The following is a 21,027-nucleotide window of genomic DNA, read 5'->3' as shown; positions in this document are numbered from 1 at the left end:
TTGTCATTTCTGCCTGCTTGCCCCCCCTCTACCCTTTCTTCGGAAAGTCCAGCACGGCCACCACCGGCGAGCAGGACGGGAGCGCCGACCAGGAGGGGGCGTCGAAGATGAAGCGGGCGACGGCGCAGGTCGGCATGCGAGTGATACCGGAGGAAAAGCCATGAGCCAGGTCGGTGAAGGCAGGGTCATGGCCCACCAGCAGCACGCAGGCGAGAGCATCTGAAAGCGCCCCCACCACCCCGAGAAGGGTCCCGGCATCGCTCTCGTAGAGGCCCTCGTCGATGGCGATGCGGTTCGGGGAATAACCCAACTCTGCGGCAAGCAGCCGGGCGGTTGTCATAGCCCGGCAGGCGGGGCTCGAGAGGATGAGATCGGGCTTCACCCCCAGGCGCGCCAGACGAGCCCCCATCAGGGGCGCATCGCGCCGCCAGCGGACGAGCGCGGTCAGACAAAGACGCGTCCTCCCAGCTCGACTTGCCATGGCGTACCAGGATCAGGGTTCTTCTCATGACGCACTCCCTGGTTGATCAGGGCCACAGGCAGCCCCTCAGACCGCCCCACGTTTGCCAGCATGAAGGGGCAGAAGCACCATGGTCAGCAGCACACCCCCTCCTCCCCAGCCTACCTGCTCCCAGTGTACTGTCTCCCCGGTCAGCATGCCGGTGAGCAGCACAGTGGCGCAGATGAGGGTCCAGCCGGTCAGGTGGAGGAAGGACTCCCCCCGGTAGCAGCGCTTGATCAGGATGGGGTTGAGGGCCATGGCCACGCAGCCGAGCAGGTAGATGCGATTGCCGGGAGCGAGGCTGAAGGAAAAAAGCCCGATGAGGGGAGCATCGGGCTCTGCGGCAAGGATCAGGGGCTCACTTCTTCCATGAAGACAAGCCGAAGGGGTTCGGCCAGCAGTTCGTCCGCCTGGCGAGCGAAAGCCTGGAAATACGCGGTCTCACAGTGGGCATCCAGGGCGGCCTGACTCACGAAGGCTTCCCGCATGTAGAAGGTACCGGGTTCATCCTTCAACTCGAACAGCACGTAATCGAGGTTGCCTGGCTCTTGGCGAGTGGGGCCAATCAAGGTAAGCAGGGCATCGCGAAGGCGCTCTCCCATGCCGTCACGGGCCTTGAGCACCGCGATCGATACCAGTTTGTCTGTCTCTTTTTTCATCCAGTTTTCTCCGTTGTACATCGTCAACACGCCAGAGAGTGCAACCTGGACAGCGATTTATACTGCCGGATGCGCCCCCATCAGACGTTGCCCAGTGTAGGCAGGACGGTGGGGGGCATATAGGGGGGCAGAATGAACACAGTGTTCACCACGCCGTGCACAGAGGAACAAACGAGCGGGAGGGGTCATTACGCAAAGGGTGGCAACGTGACCCGCCAGGAGGCGGCACGGCTTGCTACCCCCTTGCTAAGGGCTAAGGGTCTGCAGACCAGGATTCAACATCAAGGCAATAGGTGGTGAAAGGGTGTTCGCCCAGGCGTGTTTTCCTCACCCAGATGGCCCGTCTGGCGAGGGAGCGGTAAGGTGGGCGGGTATCCAGCAGGTGAAAGAGGATCGTCCGATGGCCAAGCGCCCTCGCCCACCCCATCATCTCGTTGAAAATTGCCACGCCGCTTCCCCAGCCAACCCTGGTGAGCACGATGGCAAGCTCCACCCCCTCGTCATCGGGCTGGATACCGCACCACCCCACCAGGGTGCCGTCGAGAAAGATGGCGCGCACGCGGCAACCTGGCCGGGCGTCGACTCCCAGCTTGTACGCCATCCAGTCGCGCACCCCGGCCACATCGAAAAGCGGGTGAGGGATCAGGTGCTTTCGCAGCGTCTCATCGTTGAGCAGCGGCAGAAAATCCTCTGCCCTGACAGCAGAAAAGGGGCTGAACACCATGGAGGTCTCTCTCATTGCGCGAAGAGGCGCCCCTAGTAGGGGCTGCCATCCTTGTGTCTGGCTGACCAGGCGCCATCGGCACCCTGTACCAGGGCCAGATCGTCATCGGGATAGTCGACGGTGTCCCCTGGCAGCCTGTCCCCCACCTCGAGATAGACGGCGTCCACTTCACCGTGGTTGAGCAACTGGTGGGCCAGGCCGCTGCCACCCTTGAAGCCGATGCACTCCCCTGGCGACATCCGGTACTCCTCCTCCCCGTGGCGCAGGGTGGGATTGCCCGAGAGCACATAGACGAACTCGTCCTGCAGGCCGTGATGGTGTTTGAGCGCCGAGATGGCCCCCGGTGCCAGGGTCGTCAAATTGACCCCGAAATTGGTGAGGCCGAAATGATCCCCCAGCCTGCGCCGGGTGCGGTGCTTGACCAAGGAGTCAAAGGGCTCCGGATAAAGGGACTTTGCCTTGTGCTCGGGGATGGCCGCTGCCTGAATGGCGCGCTTGTCAGTCATGTTCTGATCCTCCCTGTGAATGACGTCTCTCTTTATAGCCTGCTTCTTAGCGGCAAAACATCAGCAGGGAGTTGAAGGAGTGTCTCGCACACCATGCCAAGAGAGAAGTCGGCGATGTCGGGGCCCGGAGAAAGAGCTCCACCAGGGCAAAGGGGGAATCTTGCCGGGAACGCAGAGCGTGATGCCCCTCTATCATCTGGCCTATCTCGTCGACCCACTCCCTCTTGCACCGCGCCAGCAGATAGCGCTCGGCATCCGCCTCCGATAGGGCAAGGTAATAAGGCGTTTGGAACCACTACAGCAGGAAGAAGCCTTCGATCGTCATGCGAGCCTCACCATACAACTCCACGCGACCGTCATCCCGTACCAGACAACGCAATGTGCCCTTACGCGCCCCCCCTTGCTGGGCAATTAGCTCTTTCTTTCCTGTTCGTGCTGCCCAGAACGGCGCCAAGAAGGTATGCGCAGAGCCGGTCACCGGATCTTCGTTGACGCCAACCTGAGGGCCAAACCAGCGAGAGACAAAATCGAAGCGTTCATCGGCCGCCGTCACAATGACACCACGGGTATCAAACTGCACCAGCGTATTGAAATCCGGGGCCAGTCTGTCGATGATCTGCCTGTCATCCACCAGCACGATCAGATCATCAGATTGCCATACCCCAACGATCCCTTCTTCTATACCGAGTGAAGCCAACAATCCCGATGGAGGCGTTATCTGAGTCACCGCCTTGGCAGGAAAGTCCATGCAGTATTCATGGCCTGAGCGGGTCACGGTAAGAAGTCCGCTGCGGGTGTGAAAATGAATGCGCTCACCAGCATGGTCCAGCTTGTTAAAAAGCACCCAGGCCGCGGCCAGAGTCGCATGCCCACACAAATCGACTTCGACCCCCGGTGTAAACCATCGCAAGTGATAACCATCCTCTGCCGGGATAAAGAAAGCCGTCTCGGACAAATTGTTTTCAATGGCGATTGCCTGGAGCACTTCATCATCCAGCCACGTCTCAAGAGGACATACCCCGGCCGGATTACCGCCAAAAGGCTGAGAGGTAAACGCGTCCACTTGATAGAAGGGGATCTTTATCGAGCTACTACTCTTCATCGCATTTCTCCAGATAGTTGTAAATCGTGTATCGCGTCACCCCCAACATTCTGGCGACATGGTTGACACTACCTTTTATCTTGAAAAACCCCATGCCATGAATGTCTGATACGACGCGCCTTCTGAAGTCAATCTTGTTCTCTGAGCCTGTCTGCCGATATCTCTGCAACACATCATCCAACGTCTGGATGGATATATTGCTCGTCCTGCCATCCAGCCCTTCTTCCATGCCAGCTGGCAGGAAAAGATAATCCAGATCGCGCTTCAATTGATTGACAGTTTCCATATCGACATTGATGCAAAATGCCACCAATGGAGTGCCACCCTCGCCGTAATAGATTGTCGATGCGCTATTCAAGCGCTTCCCGGAAGCCGTCTTGGAAACATAACCGCTGAATGTGCGGTGCCTAATATCGGATGAGGCCTCGAGCAGCCCCAAAAAGCCCATGTCATCATCCGGTCCGGATAACAGCGCATCCCCTTTCTTGCGGCCACTTACATGCCCATTGACGATGGCGATGACGGACGCCTCGGGTCTGGTCAGATCATGTAATACCGCTTCGGTATTGGCGGGAATAGTGGTTCTAAGGGTGTCAAGGGATGCCGTCAAGGCAGTGATCAGACTGCCATGTTTCATGTCCATGTGAATTCTCTCTCTATGAAGCTGTCGCCTGGACTTCAACTTCCACATCCAGCCCAAATGCCAACGCGCTGCTAGTCACCGAGCGAGCCGGGAAGCCATTTGAAAACCAAGTGCGATACTCAGCGTTGAATTCGGCAAAGTGTTTCATGTCACTCAGCCACACTTGCACCCTGACGACCTGATCTAGGCTCACGCCCGCCCGTGTCAGCGTCCCGTCTATCGACTGCATAATCCGCCGGGTTTGCTCCACAACCGAACCATACAGCGGCTCACCACTGGCAGTCATCGAAACCTGGCCAGAGAGGAAGACAAAACCGTTCGCCTTCACTGCATCGGCAAAGGGAAAAGGCTTGTCGGTGGCATATCGTTCAATGGTCATGACGCTCGCACTCCCTCATAAATGTTACTGCGCCTAAGATAGCATCAGGCCTCCCTTTTTTAAACTTTTTTTGGAAATTCAACACAAAACAACAAAATACATTAAATATCAATCTATTGAGATTGCACTCATCGTTTATTGGAACAATATGCGAGGCAGGGTTAGGGTGAGACAGTCTTGAGATAAGGAGAAATGAATGTAAAGGGACAGGGGATATGGCTGAAGCATTACGAGAGTGAGCTGGGCTGGCGGGCTGTAGAACCTCCCGTCACAGTGATGGGGGCAGATTAGGCCAGCCATCTGGCGGGCTTAATCAAACCCGTCCCTGATGGAACAGTCAGTACCATATGGATTTATGGCACTCCCCTTTTCAGATCGCTGGCTAATTCACTACCTCGACCCTGACCTTGATAAGCCCGGCGCGAGGATTGCCGATGGCGCTGAAGGCCGCTTTGGAGAGGTCGATGATGCGCCCGCGCGGGAAATTACCCCTGTCGTTGACACTGACCACCACGCTCTTGCCGTTGGCGAGGTTGGTGACCCGCACCATGGCGCCGAAGGGCAACTCCATGTGAGCGGCGGTGTTGGCGTGGCGCTGATAAGGCTCACCGCTGGCGGTGCGCTTGTTGTGGTAGCGGTCGGCGTAGTAGGAGGCGAGCCCCGTCTCGCTATAGCCGCGCCAGCTGCCGCCATGGCTCTCGTCATAGCGACTGCTGCAGGCGGCCAGCAGCACGGTGAGCGACAGCAGCAGCCCCTTTCGCAAAAATTGCCCCTTTTCAACCATGTGCCTTGTCCTTGCTCCCCTGCGGGGTTGTCGATGCCAATGAAGCGGTAGCAGGCGTGAGCGAACCGGCGTGGTGCCGGCCTGCCATGGCCGCGCCGCTACTTTGCCACAGTTTCCAAACAAAACGGGAGGCCAAGCCTCCCGTTTTCATACCTTATCCGTCAGCCTCTGTCAGGCGATGAGCTTGTCGTCGGCGAAGCCAAAACCGCGCAGGCCCACTACATGCACATGCTCGTGCTTGCCCTGCACCTTGCGGATGAGCTTGTAGGTGGTGCCCTTCTCGGGGCTGATGTTCTCGGGCGCGGCGATAAGCAGCTGCATGTCCTGCCGCTCGCACAGCTCGAACAGGGTGGCGATGGACTTGCCATCCAGACGGGCCGCTTCGTCGAGGAACAACAGGCGGCAGGGGGCGATATCCTTGCCGCGCAGACGGCGGGACTCCTCCTCCCAGCTGATCAGCACCATCAAGAGGATGGCCTGACCGGTACCGATCGCCTCGCCGGTGGAGAGCGCGCCGCTCTCGGCCCGCAGCCAGCCATCGGCACCGCGCTGCACCTCGATCTCCAGCTCCAGGTAGTTGCGATAGTCGAGCAGCACGTCGCCCATCACCTGATAGCTGCGATCCCCCTGCTCCACTTGCGGGTTGAGGCGCTGGAACAGCTTGGCCATCGCCTCGGAGAAGCTGAGCTCCTTGTCGGCGAACAGATCGTTGTGCATGGCGGTTTGGTCGGCCAGCGCCGTCAGCAGACGGGTGTGGGCCTCGCGGATATTGACGTTGAGGCGCACCCCGCGCACCAGACCGAAGGCGATGTTCTGCAGGCCCTGGTTGAGCACACGGATGCGGTTCTGCTCGCGGCGGATGATGTTGGTGATCTTGGCCGCCACCTCGTGGGAGGAGAGCGACAGATGGGTTTCCCGCTGCTTGAGCTCGTCAGCGAGACGCGCCAGCTCGATCTCCATCTCCTCGATCGCCTCCACCGGATCATCGGAGCGGATGATGTCGTTGCGGATGCGATCCTTGAGGTAACGGTAGACCTGCACGTAGAAGGCCACCTTCTGCTCGGTACTGCGGTTGCCCTCCGACAGTCGCAGCGCATCGCGCAGGGCCTCATCGTGGGCCACCGCCACCCGCAGGGCGCCGAGGGCCTTGTCCGACATGGAGCGCAGCTCGTCGCTGTCGAGGTACGCCAGCTCGCGCTTATTTAAACGCTTCTCGACGTCGGTCTCCCGCGCCAGACGCACCACCCGCGACCAGCTCGCCTTGTGACCCACCAGAGATTTACGGGCGCTGTAGTAATCCTTGCCTTCCAGCTTGAGACGACCACCGAGGGATTCGATCTCGCGCTTGGTGACCTGCAGCTGGGCCTCGGCGCTGGTGCGACGGGAACGGGTACGGATCAGCAGCTCTTCAATCTCTTTCTTGTGGGCGCGCGCCTTCTCTTCCATGTCGTCAGAGAGGGTCAGCCCCATGGCTGCCAGCTCCTGCTCGAACTCGGTCAGGGTCTGGCACTTGGCCTCGACACTGGAGTTCAGCGCGGTGCGCAGTTGCAACGCCTCGGTGTGGCGCTGGGCAATCTGCTTGTGCTGCTCGCCGGCAGTGCGGGCGGCAAGCTCGGCCGCTTTCAGCTTCTCTTTGAGTCGCTCGCTCATCTCGGAGGCCTTGCCCAGCAGGTCTTGCGCATCCTGATAGGCAAAGTGCGGCAGACGCGCCACCAGCTGATCGAGGGCGTAGCAACGGCGCTTCTGCTCGGCCAGCAGGTCGCTCACCTCATCATAGGCAGCCTGCAGCGCGGCCAGATCTTGCGGATCCTGACGCAGCACCTGCACCATGGTTTCCAGCTTATCCAGCGACTTGCCGTGCTTGGCGATAAAGGCTTCGGCTGTTTTAAGCGCCTCCACGTCGGCGTGAGCCGCCTCAAGGCGGGCAGCCAGCTCTGTCTCGGCAAACAGGTGGGCAAAGGGCAGCATCCCCTGCACCAGCTGGATATGGCGGGTCAGCTGGGCGGCGGCGGCTTTGGCATCACTCAGCTGCTTGTCGCACTCGGCGATGGTTTCTTGCAGCTTACGCTGCTCGTGCTGCTTGGCCTGCACCTCGGCTTCGGGGTCCGGGCGGAAGGCGATATCCAGATGCTGGCCGATAAAGTCGCGGAAGTGGCCGTAGAGACGGTGGTACTTCTGCTGCTCGAAGGCGGCCTTGGCGTAACCCTCGATGAGCCCTTCGCGCTCAAGGTCGAGCTGCTCGATCCGCTTTTCCCGAGCGGCGCGGCCAAACAGCGGCAGCTCGGGGTAGCGGGAGAAGCGCACCTGACGCTTGCTGGTGCGCACCAGCACGGCGTCTCCCAGCTCGTCCGCTTCCACCAGATCCTCGTCAAAGGAGTCGGGGTTGCCCTGAATGAGGTAGATATCTTCCGGGCAATCTTCCAGCTTTTTCAGCCGCTCGATGGCACCCTCAAGGTCGAGCACCACCAAAGCGCTGCGAGCCGGGCCATAGAGCGCGGAGTAGTAAGGGGCATCGTCGATGGAGATGTCGTCGTAGACATCGGAGAGCAGCACGCCCCCCACTTGCTCGGCGATGCGGGCAAGGCGGGGATCCGCCTCGCCAGCACCCAACTGCAGGTTGCGAATTTGCAGCTCCAGCGCCTGTTTCTGCGCCGCGATGCGGTTGCTCTCCTGCTCGAACTCGCGCTCCTTGTCGAGCACGGTCTGCATGCCGGCCGAAAGCTCTTCGGCGGTGGCGAGCGGCAGGCCGCTCTGCTCGCGCAGCTGCTCGAGCTTTTCAAAGGATTTGAGCCAGCGCGGAGCCAGCTTGGTGAGCTCCGCAATATCGCGACCCAGCTGGGTGCCCTGATGCTCGAGGCTGGCGCGGCGCTGGTTCACCTCTGCCTGCTGCTCGGAGAGCTCCTCCTGACGGGTACGTTGGGCTTCGAGGAAGATCTCCAGCTCATCGCTGCTGGCAATAAGCTGGCCAGAGGTCTGCTGCAGCTCATCGCGCAGCTTGAAGAGATTTTTCTGGCTTTCGCTCTCTTTCTCGAGGCGAGCCAGTGCGGCGCGCAGCCCCTGCCCCTGGGCAATGCGGGCCTTGTCTTCGATGTGACGCTTGAGCAGCGACTGGGCGGTAGGCCAAGCGGCCTCGCGCACTGTCTCGGGGGCGATGCTCAAAAGCAGCGCCAGCGCCGCTTCGTGCTCGGCCACCGCCGCCTTGGCCAGCGCCAGCTGCTGCTCGGCCCCCAGCACCCGGCTGGTGAGGCTCTGCTCGGCTGCGCGGAACTGGTGCAGGGTGTCGCTCGCCTGTTCGGCGGTCAGCCCCGGCAGCTCGCACTGCTCGCGGGCAGCATCGAGAGCCTGCACCGCCTGACGGTACTGGATGGCGCGGGTCTGCTGGATATCGAGCGCCTGCTGATAGTCGGCCAGCTGGGTCTTGAGGCTATCTACTTCTGCTTGAGCCAGCTCCTTGCGCTCTTCCACTTCCAGCAGCTGGCCGTGGATCTCCTCCACTACTGCCTGCTGCTGTTCGAGTTTGTCAGAGAGATCCGCCAGATCGGCGCGATACATCTCTATCTTCTTCTGCAAGCTGACAGCCGCCATCACCTTGGCCAGATGCTCGGCGGCAGACTCCAGCTCGTCGGTCAGCAGCTTCTCGCGATTGGTGAGCTGCTCCACCTCGTCGGCCAGATAGATGGCGCGCTGCTTCTCCTCGGCCAGCAGGCGACGCTTGCCTGCCAGCTCCTGGCGGGCCTTGAGGGCCAGCTCGGAGAGGCGGCTCTTCTCGGCAGCGCCCCGCACATACTCCGCGGCCACATAGTGGGTGGTCTCGGTGATGAGATTCTTGAAGAGATCCCGCTGACCCTGGGTCTCCTTGATGGCTTCCAGGGTGCGGCGGTTCTCGTAGATGGCCGCCTCCATGTCCTGGAACGCCTTGCGTACCCCGGAGTTCTCCGGCAGCAGGTATTCACGCAAGGAGCGGCTGATGGAAGACGAAATACCGCCGTAGAGGGAGGCTTCGATCAGGCGGTAGAACTTGCCGCGATCCTTTTGATCCCGCAGCTTCTTCGGGGTGATGCCGAACTCGAACATGAAGTTGTGATAATCGGTCACCGTATTGAACTTGGCGACCTTGATGGCGCCAAGCTCCGCTGCCGCCCCCTTCAGATCGGCAAAGGCACGTACCCGGCCCTTGCCGTCGTCGAGCTTCTCCAGCAGCAGATCCGTGGGCGCCAGGTGCTCAGGCACATCCACCAAGGCGAACGGGGTGATGTTGACCTTGTTGTCACGGTTGGCCACTTGCTCGAGGTGGACGCCAACCCAGATCCGCTGCTCGCGGCTGTTCATCACTTCCAGCAGCGAATAGCAGTGGCCGCGCTGCAGCTTGCCGTAGAGCCCCTTGTCGCGGGAGGCACTGCTGGAACCCGCTTCCGTGGTATTACGGAAGTGAAGCAGTGACTGGTCGGGAATGAGGGCCGCGATAAAGGCCGCCATGGTGGTGGACTTGCCCGCGCCGTTGCCGCCGGACAGGGTCGTGACCAGCTGGTCGAGATCGAAGGTGCGGGCGAAGAAGCCGTTCCAGTTGACCATGGTCAGGGATTTGAATTTGCCTCTCACGCCACACTCTCCATCAAACCGGCAGACACCATCAGTGCCGGCACATTAACGTTGCAGATCATCTTCCACCTCCAGCTCCAGCTGCTCTTCGTCCAGATCCTCTTCGATATCCTCGAACAGGGAATCGCTGCTCGGCATCTCGTCGTCGTGGAAAATGGCCTCCCCTTCCTGGATCATCCGCAGTTGCACCGCACGGGGATCCTCGTCGGAGCGCACATCGGCGGCGAAGCGGAACACCGACTCGTTGACCCGGAATTTGTCGCTGTTGCCAAGGGGGGTGATCATCCCGAGGCGCTTGAGGCGACGCATGGAGGTGCGGATCTTCTCGAGCAGCTTCTTCTTGTCCAGATCCGTGCCGCCGGAGCGGCTGTTGACCATGCGCAGCAGTTGCTTCTCGTCCGCCAGATTCAGCACCTCTTCTTGCAGCTCGCCCATGGCGAACACCCCTTCAGAGGCGAGGCGATCCGGGCTCAGGAACAGGTAGCAGAGCACCTTGCCCACCAGCATATCGAGCTCAGATAACACTGTTGTACCGATGTCGGCGCTCGGGCGCGGACGCAGGTAGAAGAAGCCTTCCGGCGCCTTGATGAGTTCCACCTGATAGCGACCGTAGAAGATCTCCAGCTCCTGGTGGTACTCCACCAGGGCCGAGTGCTGCTCGAATTCGTCGGCACTGATGTGGCGACCGGAGCGCAGGGCGGTGTCGATGCGCGGAAACAAGGGGTTGGCGATGGCCTCTGCGAGGCGCAGGGGCAAGGGGAATTCAGTATTGATCGATGACATAGGCCTGAACCTTGGATCCAGCTTGGTTGATGGGTTTCCATGCGGGTTGGCGGTGGTGTTCGCGCTCACCGCTGGCATGGCCGAGACGCACGGCCTGATCGATCAGGAGGCGCGCCACGTCGAAGTGGGCATGAGCCGGGTAGTCCAGCAGGTATTCCCGCAGCACGTCGGCAAGATCCAGCCGATCTCCCTGCTCCGGGTAGCGGGCCAGGTAGCGCTCGATGCGCTCCGCCAGCTCCTGGTTGATGTCCACCATCTCCACGTACTCCATCTCGAGGGGCACCTCGCCGGTCACCTCCTCGTCGTGGATGGCGATGGTTTCATCCCGCAGCTCCAGCAAACGGGGCTCTTCGGCCACCCGCAACAACCAGCTGTGCTGCTCGAAGTTGCGGATGGATTCCCGCAGCCGCTGGCTGAAGGCGCGGTTCTTGTCCATGTCGATGGCGTTGCGGATGAACTTGTGGACGTGCCTGTCATAACGGGACCAGAGCTCGATGCACTGCTGGCCCCAGGCGGTGATGACGTCCAGACGCCCCTGCAGGGCGTGGGTCAGCTCCTCGACGTGGAACAGATCATCACGCCCCTGGGCCGCTTCCTGAATGTTGAGCAGCCCCGCCTGCAGGCGGTGGCCAGCGGCGTCCAGGGTGTCCTGCAACTCGCGCAGGGTCTGGCCGGTCTCGTGCAGGAGCTTCTCGCAGCTGTGGATGGCATCGACCCAGTTCTGGGTCAGCAGGGCCGCGATCTCGCTCTTGACCTGGTTTTGCTGCTCGTCCATGGCGCGCTGGGTGAGATCGATGCGCCCGAGCGTCTCTTCCAGGGAGAAGGAGAGGCGCGGCAGCACCTCGGCGTCCCACTGCTCCCGGGTGTTGGTCTCGAGCGCCGCCTTGCGGGCGGTGTCGAGCTCGGCCGCCAGGTGCTCGAGCAGGATGGAGAGCTTGATGGAGTCTACCTGGCGCTGATCCATGAAGAAATCGACGATGCTCATGCCAAGGCGCGACAGGCGGTAGAGGCTCTCCCCCGCCACCATGTCGGTGGTGAAACGCGACAGCAGTTGCTGGCGAATGAGATCGTTGATGGCGTTGTTGGCGCGACCGGTGAGGGTCTCGTCCATCTGGCCGAAGGCACTGCTGACATAGCCAAAGGCATCGTGCAGCGCGGCCTCCGAGAGATCAGACTCGTCCTCGGAGAGCGTCTTGATCGCTATCAGAAAGGCCAGCCTGTCGGTGGGGAGGTTCAGCGCCAACCCCTCCTGTCTGACCCATCCCACCGTCTCTGGCAGGGTACGGGATGTACTCATCATGACGTTATCATCTCGTTGTTATAGTCGGCAGGTCTTTGCCCGCCGTGGTGATATAGGCCGGGGTCGGTGGCGCCCCGGCGGCTGGAGCCCGCATCGTATTCACGCCGGTGTGTCTCAACCGGCCGGTTTCTGGGCCATCACATGGATGTAGCGCCCCAGGGAAACAAAGGGCTCCTGGCGGCAATATTGCTGCTCCATGGCCAGCAGGTCCTCAAACTTCTCGACCTGATCCTGCTTGTGGCGCATGTAGTCGTGGATGACGCGTACCCCGGTCTTGCCGATGATCCGCAATCCCCCCCGGCCTATCCAGTCATAGACCTGCTCTGGCAACTGGGGATTGGTGGGAGTCAGGGCTGTCTGGCGTTTCTTGCGAAGGCCCAGGCGCACATAGTCGAAATTGCCCACCACCAGGCTCTGGAACAGGAGACCGTGACGATTGTAAAAAAGCAGCGACAGTATGCCCCCTGCCTTGACGAAAGGGAACAGACCCAGCAAGGTCTGGCGCGGCTCGGCGAGCCACTCCAGTACCGCGTGACAGAGCACCAGATCGAAGGTGCCGGTCACGTGTTGCTTGAGCTCCTGAATGGGGCAATGGATGAGACGAATTCTGTCTTCCAAGCCCTTATGGGCGATCTGCTCCCGGGCCAGATCCAGCATTTCTGCCGACAAATCGCACAGCTCCACCTGATGGCCCATGGCCGCCAGTTTCTGGGCGAAGTAGCCAAAGCCGCCGCCAGCATCCAGGATGCGCAGCGGCCGGTTGCCCAGGCGCGCCAGGCAGGCTTCGATGTCACTCCAGACAATGGTGGTGCGAATGCGCCCCTTGGTGGAGTCGTAAATGTTGCGAGCGAACTTGTCCGCGCGCCCGTCAAAACTCTGATCTTGCTTCAAGACACACTCATCTTCGACCGCCCCGCCATGAGGGCCGCAGGAGGAACCACACAGGATTGGGCCACAGGAAAAAAGAGGGGTATTCTGTCACATCCCGAATTTGCTGAAAACTCAAGGACGTGTCTGTCGTGTTCGAGCTCAACTTCTTTGTCATCAAGAAATGGCTGGGTCATCTGCTGATGCCGCTCCCCTTCTCTCTCTCCTTGTTGGTGCTGGCGCTCGTGCTGCTCTGGTTCACCCGCTTTCAAAAAAGCGGCAGGCTGCTGGCGACCCTCTCCTTGGTGATCATTGCCCTGATGGGGACGCGGCCGGTGAGCTACGAGCTGGCCCGCAGCCTGGAGCAGACCTATCCCCCCTTCGAGGTGAGCCTGCATCCGGACATCCAGGCCATCGTCGTGCTGGGCAACGGTCATGTGAGCGATCCGGCCATCCCAGAGCGCGCCTGGCAAAACAACATCTCCCTGGCGCGCACCCTGGAAGGAGTTCGCCTGGCTCTGGCCTATCCAGAAGCCGAGCTGGTCTTCTCCGGTGCCGTGACCGGGGATCCCCTGTCGAACGCCGAGGTCAACGCCCGCATGGCGGCCAGCCTTGGCATCCCGCGTGCGCGCATGACGTTGTTTGAAAACAACAAAGACACCCATGATGAGGCGGTCAGCATCGCCGCCCACCTCAACGGCAAGCGGGTGGCACTGGTGAGTTCGGCCACCCACCTGCCCCGGGCCATGGCTCTCTATCGCAGTCAGGGACTCGATGCGGTGCCGGCTCCCACCGATTACACCGCCAAGCAGAGTCAGGAGCCACAACCCCTCTACAGCTACCTCCCAAAGGGGCGTTATCTGATGTATTCCGAGGCTGCCATTCACGAGTGGATTGGGGTATGGTGGGCCCGTTTGCGTGGGCAGGTCACCGAGTGAGCAATCGCGCCTTGCATTCCTGATTTGGATCAGGAAAGCGAAAAAAAATTACGTCATTTGCCGCCGGGTCAGCTATCTTGGGCTCGGTTCAATTCATATAATGTTGCGCAATCAAATGCCTAGGAGATATAGAAGATGAGACAGCACCTGGTAATGGGTAACTGGAAACTGAACGGCACCAAGGCTTCTGTAGAAGCCCTGATCAAAGGACTGACCCCGGCCGCTGCCGCTCATCCTTCCGTGCAAGTGGCCGTCTGCCCGCCGGTTATCTTTTTGGGTCTGGTTGAACAGCTGACCGCTGGCAGCAAGATCGCCTACGGTGCCCAGAACGCCGACGTTCACGAGTCCGGCGCCTTCACCGGCGAAAACGCCCCCTCCATGCTCAAAGCCTTCGGCTGCACCTACTCCCTGGTCGGTCACAGCGAGCGTCGTACCCTGCACGCAGAGACCGACGACGTGGTGGCTGCCAAGTACGAAGCCATCCAGAAGGGCGGCCTGATCCCCGTGCTGTGCATCGGTGAAACCCTGGCCCAGTTCGAAGCCGGTACCACCAATCAGGTGGTCGAGACCCAGCTCAAGGCCGTGATCGATCGCTGCGGCATCGCCTCCTTCGAGAACGCCGTCATCGCTTACGAGCCGGTATGGGCCATCGGCACCGGCAAGACCGCCACCCCGGAGATCGCACAATCCGTGCATGCTCACATCCGTCAATACCTGGCCGGTTTTGATGCAGCCGTGGCTGCCAAGGTACAGATCCTGTACGGCGGCTCCGTGACTGGCGCCACCGCTGCCGACCTGTTCGGCCAGCCGGACATCGACGGTGGCCTGGTGGGTGGCGCGTCCCTGAAAGTGGACGACTTCTCCCAGATCATCGCTGGCGCCGCCAAGTAAGCGCCAAGCAAAGAGGGGCCCCGCCCCTCTTTGCATATCGCTTTCCTATGGACCCTCTCGCCATAGGAAAGCCGATATAGTAAAAGCGGCCAGCCGTATTTTTCAGAATCTTGATTTTCGACAACTCAGATCCAGAGGCACTCATGACCAAACAAATCAAACGTATTGGTGTTTTGACCAGTGGTGGTGACGCACCGGGTATGAACGCAGCCATCCGCGCCGTGGTGCGCGCCGGTCTGCATCATGGCCTGGAAGTTTACGGCATCTATGATGGCTACCTCGGTCTGCACCAGGACCGTATCGTCAAGCTCGAGCGTCACAGCGTTTCCGACGTCGTGAACCGTGGCGGTACATTCCTCGGCTCCGCCCGTTTCCCCGCCTTCAAGGATCCGAAAGTCCGTGCCGAAGCGGTCGAAAACCTGAAGAAACACGGCATCGATGCCCTGGTGGTCATCGGCGGTGACGGCTCCTACATGGGTGCCAAGAAGCTGACCGAAGAGGGTTTCCCCTGCATCGGCCTGCCGGGCACCATCGACAACGACATCGCCGGTACCGACTTCACCATCGGCTTTGATACCGCGCTGAACGTGGTGGTAGACGCCATCGACCGTCTGCGCGATACCTGCAGCTCCCACCATCGCATCTCCGTGGTCGAGATCATGGGCCGTCACTGTGGTGATCTGGCCATGTCCGCCGCCGTTGCCGGCGGTGCCGAGTACGTGATCGTGCCGGAAGTGGCGTTCGACAAGGACAAGCTGCTGCAACAGATCAAGGAAGGCGAAGCCAAGGGCAAGAAGCACGCCATCATCACCATCTGTGAGCACGTCACCGATGTGAATGCCCTGGCCAAGGACATCGAAGCCCTGACCGGCCGCGAAACCCGTGCCACCATCCTGGGCCACATCCAGCGCGGCGGCACCCCCACCGCGCGTGACCGCATCATGTCTAGCCGCATGGGCGCCTACGCCGTCGAGCAGCTGCTGGCCGGTCACGGTGGCCGCTGCGTCGGCATCCAGCGCAACGAGATGGTGCACCACGACATCATCGACTGCATCGAGAACCTCAAACGCCCGTTCGATCAGGAGCTCTACGATCTCTCCACCACCCTGTTCTAAAGGCTGTGGTCTGACAAAAAACCCTCCTCTGGAGGGTTTTTTTATGCGTGCTCCTCACCCCCTCCTCCCTCTGCTGGGGCCCGACTATCCACTGGCCACTGTCGCCATGTCTTACCCCTTGCCCGGCGGCCCTGAGCCTCTGACCCCACGACCTTCTCCTTTACTTCTTTCCCCCGCTTTTCTGCTTGCTCACCTTGTTCACGACGGTTATGGATAAAGGCCTTGGTGGCGCAGTGCCACGGCCCTGCGCCAGGCCTCCCCTGCCCTTCATCCCATCACACTGGCGCCATATAGCAACCCGGGTGGGCCGACGATATCGCCCGCTTCCCCGCGCGGGCCCAGCGGCTCGTCCCCCCAAGAAAACAGCGAAAAACGGGGCTTCCGGCCACCCAAGACCCCATGAAGATCGCCCCCCCATTTTCCCGCCTTCCCCCTTCCCTTCCATGCTCCTTTGACGGCCATTTTGTCGTTTTTTCGTACTCTTTTTGCTCCCATCCTGTTTGGGATGAGCAGAAAATTGAGCCTTCATCGGATAACACTGGCTGGCAATAGCTTTGCAGACTGGGGTTGGGACACAAGTCGTGAGAAAACATGACATGAGATGACAAAACCTGGCTGACAGCCACCAACCCCCCTAGGACGACATCAATCGGCGCATCCCGCAGGCCATTTTGCTGCCGAAAAATGGAGATAACCACAAAGACCCCAATCGGAACCACCAAGGGGAGGGTCACAAAAACAACATAACTCAATGTATTTAAAGATTTTATATGCACTCCCCTTTCACTGGTATCACCACAAAACCCTTCCCAGGACAAAAAACGCCCTTAAACTTGGAAAAATACAGCCATATTTCACCGCCAAACCATTTTCGCCTCATAATTACATTTTTCGTTGTTTTATCGTTCTATTGTGGTATCTTGGTTCCATCATGAGCCAACCAAGGGAGATAAAATCATGAAAGAGTTCGTAGTTACCGCCGTTTTCACCGTGTTTTTCACTCTGGTTGCCGTCTCCATGCCGTCGCTGGCACAGCTCTAAGTCGGTCAATCAGCCATCTGCCACCTCTGTCCCAGAGGGGTGGTTCAAAAAAAAGACTGCAACATGGTTTTTTGACGCGCTCTGGCAAAGGATGATGCCAAGCCATCATTGAGCGCGATCTGCGCGCACAAAACGACCTCGTCGACATCCATGCCATCTTTCAAGGGGAGCCCGGGCTCCCCTTGTCGCATCTCCCCCTGCGGGATTTACTCTTGCCCCCCTGCCCGTCACAATGGCCGCTGGATTTGCCACGCAGGAACCACCATGACTCAGGATGCCTTGCGCCACTGGCGCCGCGACCTTCATCGTCACCCCGAAGCCGCCTGGTGTGAATTTCGCACCACCACCCTCATCGCCCAACACCTCAGTGAACTCGGTTTCTCCATCATGCTGGGGGATCAACTGCTCGCCAGCACCCTCATCATGGGACGGGAAATAGACGCCGAGGCCCAGAAGGCCCGTGCCCTACACCAGGGGGCGCATCCGGAGTGGCTGACGCGGATCGACGCACTCACCGGCGTGATGGGACTCTGGGAGAGCGGGCGCCCCGGCCCCACCCTGGCGTTTCGCTTCGATATCGATGCGGTGGAGGTCGAAGAGAGCCAGGAGGCGTCACACCTGCCCGGCCAGGGAGGCTGGCACTCCGCCAACCCGGGCTGGATGCACGCCTGTGCCCACGATGGTCACACCGCCATCGGGCTGGTGCTGGCCGAGCGGATCGCGGCCCTCGCCGATCGCCTCACTGGCCGCATCAAGCTCTTCTTCCAGCCGGCTGAAGAGGGCTGCCGAGGCGGCAAGGCGCTCGCGGCAGGGGGGCAGCTCGACGACGTGGACGCTCTGCTGGCACTGCACATCGGCATTCACGCGAGCAGCGGTGAGCTGGTGGTCAACCCCACCGAGTTTCTCTGTTCAACCAAATTCGACGTGGAGTTCATGGGGCAAGCCGCCCATGCGGGGCTCGAGCCCAACGCGGGCCACAATGCCCTGGCGGCGGCCTGCATGGCCACCACCGCCATGCTCGGCATTCCCCGCCATCGGGACGGCATGACCCGCATCAACGTGGGGCAGCTCAACGGCGGCAGTGGACGCAACGTCATCCCGGGCCATGCCCGCCTGATGGGGGAGACCCGTGGCGCGACGCCGGCCCTCAACGACTACATGTTCAATCAGGTGCAGCAGATTGTGGAGGGGGCGGCCCTGATGCAGGGCGCGACCTACCACATCCGCAAACAGGGGGAAGCGATCGGCATCGAGAACAGCCCAGCCCTCATCGAGGAAATCGTGCCTCTCGCAGAGGGGATCTCCCTTGATACCATCCACACCCGCCGCTTCGGGGCCAGCGAGGATGCCGGTTTCCTCATCGAGCGGGTACAGCAGCACGGCGGCGAAGCCGCCTATCTCATCCTGGGAGCCAACCTCGCGGCCCCCCACCATCATCCGGAGTTCGACTTCGACGAAACCGTGCTGGCCCCCGGAGTGGCCTTGCTGGAGACCTGGCTGCTCGCCCGCCTCGGCCGCTAGCAGACGCCGGATGCAAACAAGGCAGCCCATGGGCTGCCTTGTTTTTTTACATCCTTGCGGGCATAGGGGACCTACTCTCCCAGCACGATCGCGCAGAGATGGGCGAAGTGGTGGATCTCGTGGGTCGCCTCGCACGGGCCTGTCTCCCGTCCCGGGTTGTACCAGCAGGTGGCAAGCCCCTGGGCGGCGGCACCGGCGATGTCGGTCTTGGGATTGTCCCCCACCATCAACACCCGCGCCGGGCTCGGCTGACCCATCTGCGCCAGGGCATGCTGGAAGATGGCCGCCGCCGGCTTGGTCACCTGCACCTCGTCAGAGATAACGAGAGGCTCAAACCAGCTGTTCCAGCCCAGTTTGTCGAGGCGCCCGCGCTGGGGCAGGCTGAAGCCGTTGGTGATGATCCCCATTCTGACCTTGCTCTTCAGGGCCTGCAGGGTCTCCTCCACCCCCTCCAGCGGCACGCTCAGGGCGATGATCTGCTGCAGGAAGGTCTCGTTCATCGCCATGGGCGCCACGTTGACCTGCTCGGCAAAGAGCGAAAAACGGGTCTGCTGCAGGTGGGTGGCGTCAATCTCCCCTGAGTTGTACTGCTGCCAGAGCCGCTGGTTGAGGGCATGGTACTCCGCCATCTTGGGGGGAGTCGGCGCCACGCCGTAGATCTGCAGGGTCCGCTCCAGCGCCCTGGCGACCGGAAAATCGAGCAGGGTTTCGTCCAGATCGAACAGCACCCAGTCATAGCTTGCTTGTTTCACGCTTGTCCTTATTGATTGTGCTTGGCCACGTTGTCATGCGTCGGGCGCACCCATCCCCAGAGGGCTGTCGAGCAGGGCCAGGGTCAGCCTGACACCAAAGCCGGTTACCTCGCTGCCCACCACGCCATTGCCCCCCTTGTTGCGAAAACCACTCAGGTCGAGGTGCAACCAGGGAAGCTCGGCGGGCACGAAGCGCGTGAGAAAACGGGCGGCATCGATGTGATCCGGGGAGGCGCCCGGCGCGCACTGTAACAGATCGGCCCACTCGCTATCGAGGTTGTCATCGTAATCCTCGTCCAGGGGGAAGGGCCAGACTCGCTCCCCGCTCTGCTGTCCCAGCGCTATCAGAGTGGTGAGCCACTCGGGGCGGTTGGTGAAGGCGCCGCTGTAACGGCTGCCGAGCGCCCGTTTGCAGGCGCCGGTCAGGGTGGCATAGTCGATCAGCAAGTCGGGTTTGTCCCCGGCCGCCAGGGTCAGGGCATCCGCCAGCACCATGCGACCCTCGGCGTCGGTGTCCACCACTTCGATGGTGGTGCCGTTGAGGGCGGTCACCACCTCACCGGGCCGGAAGGCCTGCGGGCCGATGTGGTTCTCGGCGATGGCGAGCCAGCAGTGCACCTCAATGGGGAGTTTCGCCCGGCTGATGGCCAACAACGTGCCAAGGGCCACCGCGCTGCCCCCCATGTCCAGGTGCATGCCATACATGCTGCCACCGACTTTCAGGTTGTAGCCACCGGAGTCGTGGCAGATCCCCTTGCCCACCAGCGCAACGCGGCGCACCGGGTTGGCCGGACAGTAACTGAGCCTGACGATGGCGGCCTGACCGTCCGCCGAACCACGGGCCACCGCCAGGAAGGCGCCAGCACCCTTCTGTGCCAGGGTCGTCTCATCAAACTCCTGCCACTGCCACCCCTCCTGCTGCGCCAGCTCCCGGGCATAGGCCCGGTAATGACGGGCATTGAGCTCGGACGCTGGCAGCACCGCCAGGTGGCGAGCCAGACCATTGCCTTCGGTTTCTGCGCTCAGGCGGGCCATGTCCAGCTCGCAAGGGGGGGAAAGTTGCAACTGCTGATAACCCGGTCTTGTCGCCTCACTCCGTTTCTGGGTCGGCAGGGTCACATCGGCGGCGAGCAGGCAGGCGAGCACCACCCTTGCCAGTTGGGCGCGATGCTCATCGTCAAAGCCCTCCAGATGGAGCGCCAGGTGCGTCGCCTTGAGGCCCGCCAGCGAGCCCATCCAGCTGCGCACCTGCTTGTAGAGCCGATTATCCAGGGCCGGGCGGGCATCCATGAAGATCACCCGTTGCAGCCCCTGACTGTCGTCAAGGGAATAGGGGGCCTTCTGACCCAGGGCTATCTGGGTTGCCACGGCGGCAAAGGGAGGCGTCGCCAGCAAGGTATCGCGCGCTGAGTCGGCAATGAGCAGGAGTTTGACAGCAGCCGGCCCTGCCATTACTTCGGCGAGGGAGGTGCTCTGCATCGTGATTTGGGGAGAAGAATAGCTAAAAGGGGTCATCACAGGGTGCGGCCTCATCCATGAACAGAAAGCAGGATGATACCGAACAAATGGCGAGAGGGATCGGAAAAACACACATTATTGTGTGCAAGCAACAGATGCTGGAGGGGATCAGAGAGGTAATGCAGAAGAAAATCAGTCAGAAGTTGGTTGCGGGGGCCGGATTTGAACCGACGACCTTCGGGTTATGAGCCCGACGAGCTACCGAGCTGCTCCACCCCGCGTCCGAATTGTATTGCCACCACAAAAAGCAGAGCAGTTGCTTCTTGCTGTCTTCGTCTCCACCACAGGCGCTAGCGCTTGCCATGGATACAAATGGTTGGTTGCGGGGGCCGGATTTGAACCGACGACCTTCGGGTTATGAGCCCGACGAGCTACCGAGCTGCTCCACCCCGCGTCCGAATTG

The 21,027-nt window shown here is 60.9% G+C and carries 19 protein-coding genes and 2 tRNA genes; 4 read left to right on the top strand and 17 right to left on the bottom strand.

All coding sequences use genetic code 11. The features are described from left to right. Positions 1-28: 28 nt before the first annotated feature. From AB5Y59_RS13920 to cmoM, 13 genes are all read right to left on the bottom strand, one after another. Complete coding sequence (locus AB5Y59_RS13920) at positions 29-481, bottom strand: histidine phosphatase family protein (RefSeq protein WP_368212182.1); 453 nt, start codon at positions 479-481, stop codon at positions 29-31. A 66-nt stretch (positions 482-547) separates the two neighbouring features. Beyond that, a complete protein-coding gene (locus tag AB5Y59_RS13915; protein ID WP_316287543.1) occupies positions 548-760 on the bottom strand; it encodes a hypothetical protein in 213 nt (70 codons plus the stop codon). Between the two features lie 92 nt (positions 761-852). Then, positions 853-1,161 (bottom strand): putative quinol monooxygenase, encoded by a 309-nt coding sequence (locus AB5Y59_RS13910; protein WP_010674842.1) that lies wholly within the window; start codon positions 1,159-1,161, stop codon positions 853-855. Between the two features lie 253 nt (positions 1,162-1,414). Continuing rightward, a complete protein-coding gene (locus AB5Y59_RS13905) occupies positions 1,415-1,900 on the bottom strand; it encodes a GNAT family N-acetyltransferase (protein ID WP_042889034.1) in 486 nt (161 codons plus the stop codon). 17 nt (positions 1,901-1,917) lie between these two features. Beyond that, positions 1,918-2,391, bottom strand: coding sequence for a cupin domain-containing protein (locus tag AB5Y59_RS13900; protein WP_368212180.1), 474 nt, complete (start codon positions 2,389-2,391; stop codon positions 1,918-1,920). Between the two features lie 295 nt (positions 2,392-2,686). Further along, the gene (locus AB5Y59_RS13895; protein ID WP_017787996.1) at positions 2,687-3,493 is read right to left on the bottom strand and encodes a PhzF family phenazine biosynthesis protein; all 807 of its coding nucleotides are present in this window, start codon (positions 3,491-3,493) and stop codon (positions 2,687-2,689) included. Further along, complete coding sequence (locus AB5Y59_RS13890) at positions 3,483-4,136, bottom strand: transcriptional regulator (RefSeq protein ID WP_368212179.1); 654 nt, start codon at positions 4,134-4,136, stop codon at positions 3,483-3,485. Before AB5Y59_RS13890 ends, AB5Y59_RS13895 begins: the two co-directional genes overlap by 11 nt. Positions 4,137-4,149: 13 nt before the next feature. After that, entirely contained in the window at positions 4,150-4,515 is a 366-nt protein-coding gene (locus tag AB5Y59_RS13885) for a RidA family protein (RefSeq protein ID WP_168967601.1), read from the bottom strand. A gap of 382 nt (positions 4,516-4,897) precedes the next feature. Then, positions 4,898-5,299: a septal ring lytic transglycosylase RlpA family protein gene (locus AB5Y59_RS13880; protein ID WP_368212177.1), complete on the bottom strand. Its 402-nt coding sequence runs from the start codon at positions 5,297-5,299 to the stop codon at positions 4,898-4,900. A 171-nt stretch (positions 5,300-5,470) separates the two neighbouring features. Then, on the bottom strand, positions 5,471-9,898 hold the full coding sequence (gene mukB / locus AB5Y59_RS13875) for a chromosome partition protein MukB (RefSeq protein WP_368212175.1): 4,428 nt from the start codon (positions 9,896-9,898) through the stop codon (positions 5,471-5,473). Between the two features lie 45 nt (positions 9,899-9,943). After that, on the bottom strand, positions 9,944-10,681 hold the full coding sequence (gene mukE / locus AB5Y59_RS13870) for a chromosome partition protein MukE (protein ID WP_368212173.1): 738 nt from the start codon (positions 10,679-10,681) through the stop codon (positions 9,944-9,946). Beyond that, the gene (gene mukF / locus AB5Y59_RS13865; protein WP_039040724.1) at positions 10,662-11,981 is read right to left on the bottom strand and encodes a chromosome partition protein MukF; all 1,320 of its coding nucleotides are present in this window, start codon (positions 11,979-11,981) and stop codon (positions 10,662-10,664) included. Before mukF ends, mukE begins: the two co-directional genes overlap by 20 nt. A 114-nt stretch (positions 11,982-12,095) precedes the next feature. Continuing rightward, the gene (gene cmoM / locus AB5Y59_RS13860; RefSeq protein ID WP_368212171.1) at positions 12,096-12,872 is read right to left on the bottom strand and encodes a tRNA uridine 5-oxyacetic acid(34) methyltransferase CmoM; all 777 of its coding nucleotides are present in this window, start codon (positions 12,870-12,872) and stop codon (positions 12,096-12,098) included. Between the two features lie 128 nt (positions 12,873-13,000). Between cmoM and elyC the strand changes: the two genes are divergently transcribed. The 4 genes from elyC (at position 13,001) to AB5Y59_RS13840 (ending at position 18,354) form a co-directional block, all read left to right on the top strand. Next, on the top strand, positions 13,001-13,786 hold the full coding sequence (elyC, locus tag AB5Y59_RS13855; RefSeq protein WP_041215094.1) for an envelope biogenesis factor ElyC: 786 nt from the start codon (positions 13,001-13,003) through the stop codon (positions 13,784-13,786). 135 nt (positions 13,787-13,921) lie between these two features. Beyond that, positions 13,922-14,677: a triose-phosphate isomerase gene (gene tpiA, locus AB5Y59_RS13850; RefSeq protein ID WP_029314576.1), complete on the top strand. Its 756-nt coding sequence runs from the start codon at positions 13,922-13,924 to the stop codon at positions 14,675-14,677. A gap of 143 nt (positions 14,678-14,820) precedes the next feature. Continuing rightward, positions 14,821-15,792 (top strand): 6-phosphofructokinase, encoded by a 972-nt coding sequence (pfkA, locus tag AB5Y59_RS13845; protein WP_368212169.1) that lies wholly within the window; start codon positions 14,821-14,823, stop codon positions 15,790-15,792. Positions 15,793-17,097: 1,305 nt separating this feature from the next. Then, positions 17,098-18,354 (top strand): amidohydrolase, encoded by a 1,257-nt coding sequence (locus AB5Y59_RS13840; protein WP_368212167.1) that lies wholly within the window; start codon positions 17,098-17,100, stop codon positions 18,352-18,354. A gap of 71 nt (positions 18,355-18,425) precedes the next feature. On the opposite strand, the gene yjjG is transcribed toward AB5Y59_RS13840, so the two are convergent. The 4 genes from yjjG to AB5Y59_RS13820 form a co-directional block, all read right to left on the bottom strand. Further along, positions 18,426-19,106, bottom strand: coding sequence for a pyrimidine 5'-nucleotidase (gene yjjG, locus AB5Y59_RS13835; RefSeq protein WP_010674855.1), 681 nt, complete (start codon positions 19,104-19,106; stop codon positions 18,426-18,428). Between the two features lie 33 nt (positions 19,107-19,139). Then, a complete protein-coding gene (locus tag AB5Y59_RS13830) occupies positions 19,140-20,624 on the bottom strand; it encodes a leucyl aminopeptidase family protein (protein WP_368212165.1) in 1,485 nt (494 codons plus the stop codon). A 144-nt stretch (positions 20,625-20,768) separates the two neighbouring features. Beyond that, positions 20,769-20,845: transfer RNA gene (locus AB5Y59_RS13825), tRNA-Met, on the bottom strand. 96 nt (positions 20,846-20,941) lie between these two features. After that, positions 20,942-21,018, bottom strand: a tRNA-Met gene (locus AB5Y59_RS13820). Positions 21,019-21,027 lie beyond the last annotated feature (9 nt).

It is taken from the genome of Aeromonas sp. s10 (assembly GCF_040907975.1).
In the GTDB taxonomy this organism is placed as follows: Bacteria; Pseudomonadota; Gammaproteobacteria; order Enterobacterales; family Aeromonadaceae; genus Aeromonas; species Aeromonas caviae.
Note: the sequence above shows the minus strand (reverse complement) of the source record. Positions and strands in the feature narration are given on the sequence as shown.